Genomic DNA, 1,090 nt, shown 5'->3' on the forward strand with positions numbered 1-1,090 from the left:
ACTCTTAGTGTGCGTTGAAGAATTTATGACCGCCTTTTCATCAGGGCAACAACCGGGAGTGAGAAAAATGAGTGTATCGTTATTATGAAAGCTTATTTAACCCAATACCAAAGTGAATTAATTTTTCGGAAATACCCAACTTCTATATCCCAATCAACATTTCCATTTTGCTTGTTGCCTGCAAAAAAGTGTATATCAAGTCCCATTTTTTACTCCTCATATAATAAAAATAAAGGCAGGGACTTTCCCACAGGGAAAGTCCCTGCGGGGTTGATTAATAAAACTATTATTGATTAATTTCAGTTTTCACTGGTAGTTCATCCCATGAAACAAAATAGTGATTACGATAATAGCCTTCTTCAACTTGGATTATCCCATGGTGTCCACATTGAGCACATATCGCATCATCATTTTCACAGAGAAAATCATCATCACCATCAGTTAGGTATACCCCTTGATATCCACAATTTTCACATGGCTCCAACCAATTGATGAATACTTTCGTGAGTATATTTCCCATTAGGCATTCCCTCTAAAGCGACTATCTCGTGACACTAAAGGGTCTTGTAAAAAAAGGGCACTATAAGGTGTACTATCCATAAGACTTCTCCACGAAAAATAGAGAAATCTTCCCAGGGGAAAATTTCCCCATTGGGTGAAAGGAATAATTGAAAATGCTACTATAGATAATCGTTGTGAAAATTTTCTTAATCGCCTTAGCGATCCCCATTTTCAAAGAATAAATGAGTTTACCCAGAGTATTTACTGTCTGCTTTTTCAGGTATGGCAGATAGTGTAGTCACCCGAAAGCGCTCCTCTCAGACTACTGGAACATTAGTTACATAGCCACCCGAAAGCGCTCTTCTCAGGCTGTTAGAGCATTAATAGATTGCACAAGGCAATGTAAGAACAACATTATTTTCTAACTAAGATCGCTACCTGTCAATAGCAAAAAATCAAATTATAAAGATAACTTCAAATATTCCAGTACTAAATAAGCTTTCATAATAACGATACACTCATTTTTCTCACTCCCGGTTGTTGCCCTGATGAAAAGGCGGTCATAAATTCTTCAACGCACACTAAGAGT

The 1,090-nt window shown here is 37.2% G+C and carries 1 protein-coding gene; it reads right to left on the bottom strand.

The window, feature by feature from the left end:
• Positions 1-286: 286 nt before the first annotated feature.
• On the bottom strand, positions 287-520 hold the full coding sequence (locus Xedl_RS19720; RefSeq protein WP_074025422.1) for a hypothetical protein: 234 nt from the start codon (positions 518-520) through the stop codon (positions 287-289).
• Between the last annotated feature and the right edge of the window lie 570 nt (positions 521-1,090).

It is taken from the genome of Xenorhabdus eapokensis (assembly GCF_001908105.1).